The organism is Acidovorax sp. KPB24-07, from assembly GCF_057543315.1.
Genome location: NZ_BAAJYS010000233.1, coordinates 1 through 5705 on the forward strand (window position 1 = coordinate 1; position 5705 = coordinate 5705).

The 5705-nt window shown below is 69.4% G+C and carries 8 protein-coding genes; 1 reads left to right on the plus strand and 7 read right to left on the minus strand.

Annotation, left to right across the window (positions count from 1 at the left end):
- On the minus strand, positions 1-386 hold a 386-nt coding region (locus AC27IQ_RS18045), incomplete at its 3' end, for a cob(I)yrinic acid a,c-diamide adenosyltransferase (RefSeq protein ID WP_487090278.1).
- Positions 387-403: 17 nt separating this feature from the next.
- On the opposite strand from AC27IQ_RS18045, the gene AC27IQ_RS18050 reads away from it, so the two are divergent.
- Positions 404-934: an EF-hand domain-containing protein gene (locus AC27IQ_RS18050; RefSeq protein ID WP_487090279.1), complete on the plus strand. Its 531-nt coding sequence runs from the start codon at positions 404-406 to the stop codon at positions 932-934.
- A gap of 135 nt (positions 935-1069) precedes the next feature.
- On the opposite strand, the gene AC27IQ_RS18055 is transcribed toward AC27IQ_RS18050, so the two are convergent.
- From AC27IQ_RS18055 to AC27IQ_RS18080, 6 genes are all read right to left on the minus strand, one after another.
- Positions 1070-1870 carry an amino acid ABC transporter ATP-binding protein gene (locus tag AC27IQ_RS18055; protein WP_317356975.1) on the minus strand — a complete coding sequence of 267 codons (801 nt, stop codon included), beginning with the start codon at positions 1868-1870 and terminating at the stop codon, positions 1070-1072.
- The gene (locus AC27IQ_RS18060; RefSeq protein WP_272566202.1) at positions 1857-2507 is read right to left on the minus strand and encodes an amino acid ABC transporter permease; all 651 of its coding nucleotides are present in this window, start codon (positions 2505-2507) and stop codon (positions 1857-1859) included. The genes AC27IQ_RS18055 and AC27IQ_RS18060 overlap by 14 nt, the downstream gene beginning before the upstream one ends.
- A gap of 33 nt (positions 2508-2540) precedes the next feature.
- Positions 2541-3203, minus strand: coding sequence for an amino acid ABC transporter permease (locus tag AC27IQ_RS18065; protein ID WP_284397113.1), 663 nt, complete (start codon positions 3201-3203; stop codon positions 2541-2543).
- A 51-nt stretch (positions 3204-3254) separates the two neighbouring features.
- On the minus strand, positions 3255-4064 hold the full coding sequence (locus AC27IQ_RS18070; protein WP_272566205.1) for a transporter substrate-binding domain-containing protein: 810 nt from the start codon (positions 4062-4064) through the stop codon (positions 3255-3257).
- Positions 4061-4822: a GntR family transcriptional regulator gene (locus AC27IQ_RS18075; RefSeq protein ID WP_284397649.1), complete on the minus strand. Its 762-nt coding sequence runs from the start codon at positions 4820-4822 to the stop codon at positions 4061-4063. Before AC27IQ_RS18075 ends, AC27IQ_RS18070 begins: the two co-directional genes overlap by 4 nt.
- A 91-nt stretch (positions 4823-4913) precedes the next feature.
- Positions 4914-5705: carboxylesterase family protein (locus tag AC27IQ_RS18080; RefSeq protein WP_487090280.1), on the minus strand; the 792-nt coding region annotated here is incomplete at its 5' end.

Genomic DNA, 5705 nt, shown 5'->3' on the forward strand with positions numbered 1-5705 from the left:
CGGGCGACGGTGCGGCACACATGGGCCTGCGCCGCGGCGCGCGTGCCGGCGGGCAGGATGAATTCGGCCAGCCGCGGCAGCGCTGCATTGTGGGTGGCCAGGGCTTCGTCGAGCTGCGCGAGCGCCTCGTCCTTGAGCAGCTCGAAGCCGGGGATGGACAGCTCGCCGCCCAGATTGAACAGCTGGTGCTGCACGTCCGACAGCAGCGTGCGCACCTCGGCCGGCAACGGCTCGCACAGCAGCAGGCCGATGTGCGAATTGAGTTCGTCCACATCGCCCATGGCATGCGGGCGCGGGCTGTCCTTGGAGACGCGGGTGTTGTCGCCCAGGCCCGTGGTGCCGTCGTCTCCGGTGCGCGTGGCGATCTGTGTCAGTCGGTTGCCCATGGGCTGCTCCTTGTGCGTTGCAAGCCGCGCTGGAGGCGGCCGCGGGCATTGTGCGTTACAACCGGCAGGCAAATGTGTATCAGGGCAACAGCGGGCAAAATCACTGGCCGGGCACCGCAGGTTGCGGTGCAATGCAATCCTGTTCAACTTTCACGGAGCGTGAACCCATGGCAGCTCAGCAACGACGCACCCTTCCTTTCGACAGCCGCAGCGTGATGCTGTTCGCGGCGATCACCCTGGGAGGTGCCGCAGTGCATGCACAAACACCTTCCCCGACCCTCACCTCCCCGTCCAACCAACCTCCCCAGACCGCGTCGGGCACCTCCATGGGCCTGCATCCCGGCGCCAAGGGCGCCACCTTCGGCGGCTCGCAGCCCGCCGCACAAACTTCCAGCGCATTCGATCGCGTTGACAGCGACAAGAACGGACAACTGACCCTGGCAGAGGCTGCTCGCCTGCCCGCCATCGGCAACCGTTTCAAGGAGCTCGACAAGGACCATAACGGTGCCCTGTCGCGCTCGGAATTCGAGGCCGGCGCCCACTCCTGACGCCGCCCGGAGCAACTACCACACGAACTCCACTCCACCCCGACGGGCCCGCATGCTGAGGAGGCATGCGGGCCTTGATGCGTGCGCGGGCACGGACGGCCCGCCGCCATGGGGGGGGCTGCCGGCGAAGGCAGCTCAATCCTTGAGCGAGGACAGGAACTGCCGCAGTTCCGGCGTCTGCGGGTTGCCGAACAGATCCTGCGGCGGGCCCATCTCGTGCACGCGGCCCTGGTGCATGAAGATCACGCGGTTGCTCACCTTGCGGGCGAAGGCCATTTCGTGCGTGACCATCAGCAGGGTCATGCCCTCGCGGGCCAGCGACTCCACGACGCGCAGCACCTCGCCCACCAGTTCGGGGTCGAGGGCCGAGGTGATCTCGTCGCACAGGAGCACGGCCGGCTCCATGGCCAGCGCGCGGGCGATGGCCACGCGCTGCTGCTGCCCGCCCGACAGCTGGTCGGGCATGGCGTCGAATTTCTCACCCAGGCCCACGCGCTGCAGCAGCCGGGCCGCCTGTGCGGCCGCGTCCTTTTGCGAGCGCTGCTTGACCAGCGTGGGCGCCAGCATGACGTTGCGGCCCACCGAGAGGTGCGGAAAGAGATTGAAGTTCTGGAAGATCATGCCCACGCGCTGGCGCAGCTCGCGCATGGCCATGGCGCTGTCGTGCAGCAGCGGCTTGCCGTCCACCGTGAGCGCGCCGTCCTGGAAGGTTTCCAGGCCGTTGATGCAGCGCAGCAGCGTGCTCTTGCCCGAGCCGCTCTTGCCGATGATGGCGATCACCTCGCCGGGCTGCACCGTGAGGTCGATGCCCTTGAGCACCTCGTTGGTGCCATAGGACTTGCGCAGCGCGGTGACCTGCACGATGGGGCGGCCCGGCGGTGCGGACACGGCAGGCGCCACGGCGGGCGCGTCGGCCAGGGTTTCAGCGGCGGCCATGGAACTTCCTTTCGAGGTGTTGCGCATACAGGCTCACGGGAAAGCACAGCGCGAAATAGACGAGCGCCACGCAGGCGAAGACGGCGAACGGCTTGAAGGTGGTGTTGGCGATCATTCCCCCAGCCTTGGTCAGCTCCACGAAGCCGATCACCGAGGCCAGCGCCGTGCCCTTGACCACCTGCACCAGAAAGCCCACCGTGGGCGCCGTGGCGATGCGCACGGCCTGCGGCAGGATCACGTGGCGCATCTGTTCGCCGAACGACAGGGCCAGGCTGCCCGAGGCCTCCCACTGGCCCTTGGGCACGGCGGCCACGCAGCCGCGCCAGATTTCCACCAGGAAGGCGCTGGTGTAGAGCGTGAGCGCCACGGCGGCCGAGGTCCAGGCCGACACGTTGAGCCCGAGCAGCGCCAGGCCGAAGTACGACAGGAACAGCTGCATCAGCAGCGGCGTGCCCTGGAAGACCTGCACGTAAACGCCCACGGCACGCTCGGCCACGCGGCCGCCGGTGAGCCGGGCCACGAGCAGCAGCCCGCCCACCAGGCCGCCGCCGACGAAGGCGATCAGCGAAAGCACGACGGTCCAGCGCGCGGCCAGCAGCAGGTTGCGCAGGATGTCCCAGAAGGTGAAGTCGACCATCTCGCGTTCCTAGAAAAATGCCCGGGCCATGGCTCAGCGGCCGAAGAGAAAGCGCGGGCCCACCCAGTGCAGCAGCCGGCGCAGCGCGATCGAGAGCACGAGGTAGATGCCCGTGGCCACGATGAACGATTCGAAGGCGCGGAAGTTGCGGCTCTGGATCAGGTTGGCGGCGTAGCTCAGGTCCTGCACCGAGATCTGGCTGCACACCGCCGAGCCCAGCATCACGATGACGATCTGGCTCACCATGGCCGGCCACACCTTCTTGAGCGCGGGCGGCAGCACCACGCGCGTGAAGACCTGCACCCGCGACAGCGCCAGGCTCACCGCCGCCTCGATCTGGCCGCGCGGCGTGGCCTGGATGCCGGCGCGGACGATCTCGGTCGAGTACGCGCCCAGGTTCATCACCATGGCGATGAACGAGGCCGCCTCCGGCGAGAGCTTCAGGCCCGCCGCGGGCAGCCCGAAGAAGATGAAGAACAGCTGCACGATGAAGGGCGTGTTGCGGACCAGTTCCACATAGGCCGCCACGGGCCAGCGCAGCGCCGCCGGCCCCTGGGACCGTGCCCAGGCGCAGGCGATGCCCACCGCCATGCCCACCACGGTGGCCACGGCGGTGAGGGCCAGGGTCCAGGCCACGCCCGTGGCCAGCAGCGGCCACTGCGACAGCACGGCCATGAAGTCGAACTCGATGCGCATGGGCAGCCGATCAGGTCAACGGGTCAGGGGATGCGGGCGGCGCGAAGGGGCTCAGACCGGCAGGTCGCCGGCGGGGCGGCCCAGCCACTTCTTGGCCATGGTGTCCAACTCGCCGCTCTTCTTAGCGCCGGCGATGATTTCATTGACCTTGGCCATCAGCGCGGCCTCGCCCTTGGGCAGGCCGATGAAGCACGGGCTGTCCTTGAGCAGCAGCTTGTACTCGGCCTGCAGCTGCGGGTTCTTCTGCATCATGTTGCCCGCCACCGAGGCGCTGGTGGCCACGAACTGCGTCTGGCCGGCCACGAAGGCGGCGATGGTGGCGTTGTTGTCCTCGAAGCGCTTCACGTCGATGCTGGGCGGGGCGACCTTGGCGAGTTCCTGGTCTTCCATGGCGCCGCGCGTGACCGCCACGCTCTTGCCGGCCAGGTCGCTCCAGGCCTTGGCCGTGAGGGACTTGGGCCCGAACACGGCCTGGTAGAAGGGCGCATAGGCCGAGGTGAAGTCGATGACCTTCTCGCGCTCGGGGTTCTTGCCCAGCGTGGAGATGACGAGGTCGGCCTTCTTGGTCTGCAGGTAGGCGATGCGGTTGGCGCTGGTGACCGCGACCAGTTCCACCTTCACGCCCAGCTTGGCGGCGATGAGCTCGGCCATGTCGATGTCCAGGCCCTGGGGCTTGAGGTCGGTGCCGACGAAGCCGTAGGGCGGGTAGTCGGTGGGGATGGCGATCTTGATGGTCTTGGACTTCAGGATGTCGTCCAGCGCGGTCTGCGCCTGTGCAGGCGCCACGGCGCACACGAGGCCGGCGGCGGCCACGAGGCCCAGGGCCAGGCGGCGGGAGAGAAAGCGGGTGGCGAAGGTCATAGCAAGGCTCCTAGGTAGGTGGATGCGTCGCCTGGGGACGCGGCGGGGGAAGGGGAAGCGGAAGGAGCGGCCGGGCCGCTGGCGGCGCCGGCGCGCACGGGCGCCAGCGCGCTGCGCAGGTGTTCGAGCGGATCGGCGCTGGCCTGCAGCCGCAGGGCGGACTGCACCGAGCCGATGTGCTCGGCCATCAGCGATTCGGCGCGGGCAATGTCGCCCGCCTCCAGTGCCTCGACGATGCGCACGTGGTCTTCGCACGATTGCGCCGCGTCGTGCGACGACTGGTACAGCATGGCGATGAGCGTGGTGCGCGCGGTGAAGTCGCGCAGCGTGTCGGCCAGCAGGCCGTTGCCCAGGCACTCGGCCAGGCACACATGGAAGTCGCCCAGCAGGAAGCTGCGCGCGCCCACGTCGCTGCCCGCCAGGGCCGCCTTCTCGCGCTGCAGGTGGGCGCGCAGCTTGCGCACCGCTGCCTTGTCCACCGTCTTCAGCTGGTGCAGCAGGCCCAGTTCGATGACGCGGCGCGCCTCGAAGGCCTCGCGCGCTTCGTCCTCGGAGGGCTCGATCACGTACCAGCCACGGCGCGCGCTGACGGTGACGATGCCGCGCGTGGACAGCCGCGTGAGCGCCTCGCGCACGATGGTGCGGCTGCAGTCGAACAGCATGGCGAGTTGCTGCTCCCCCAGGCGCGCGCCGGGGGCGAGCTTCTGGGCCATCACGGCTTCGATGATGCGGTTGCTGATTTCGGTGGCGCTGGTCATTGCCACCGAACTATGCAGGTTCCGTGCCAACTGGTATACAAGCCAGATGCACCAGTTTGGCGACTGGCGGGCCGCCCGGGATCCGTTCAGTTCAAAGCACGCCGTCCCACGCGTCCAGCGTGGCGGAGGCCGGCGCCGGGCCGCACCAGCCCAGGTCGTCGAAGAACTGCATCCAGGGCGTTCCGGGGCCGTGCTCCGGCCAGCCGGGGTCGCCCTGCACCACGAAGTCCGCCCACGCACCGTGCATGGCATCGGCCAGCGGCTGCGGCGGGGCATCGCCGGTCAACTCGCGCCCGGTGGACGTGGCCAGGCGGTCGAAGACGAACGGCAGGTCCACCCCGTGCGCGGCGCCCAGTTGCCCGCTGCACTGCGGCGAGCGCCATTCCAGCTCGTACCGGTGCACCGGCAGCCGGTTCGCGACGGCGAGGGCCGCGATGCGGCGCGCCGGCACGCGGTAGTAATAGTCGGACTGCATGGCGCACAGCATCTCGCCGGCATGGGCGCCACCGTCGCACGCGGGCAGGGCCGCATAGGCCTGGCGCGCCGCGGGCGGCAGGCCCGTGTCCCGCATGAAGGCCGTGACCTGTTCATCGGTCACGCGGTCGATGGCGCCACCCGGCACGTGGTACAGGCGCATCTCCTCGGCATTGCTGCCCACCAGCACCTGCAGCGGCGGCCGCGACGGATCGGACCATTGGCGCTGCAGCGCTGCCAGCGGCGCCTGGGCGAGCACTTGACCGTCGATCACCGGGCGCAGCGGGAACACGTTGCGGCGGCTGATGCCGTGCTGGTCGCGCAGGGCCGCGTCCTCGGCCAGCCGGTGCACGGCGAACAGCACGTCCGCCGGCGGCGCCGCGCCCAGCGTCGCGAGCGTGGGGCCACG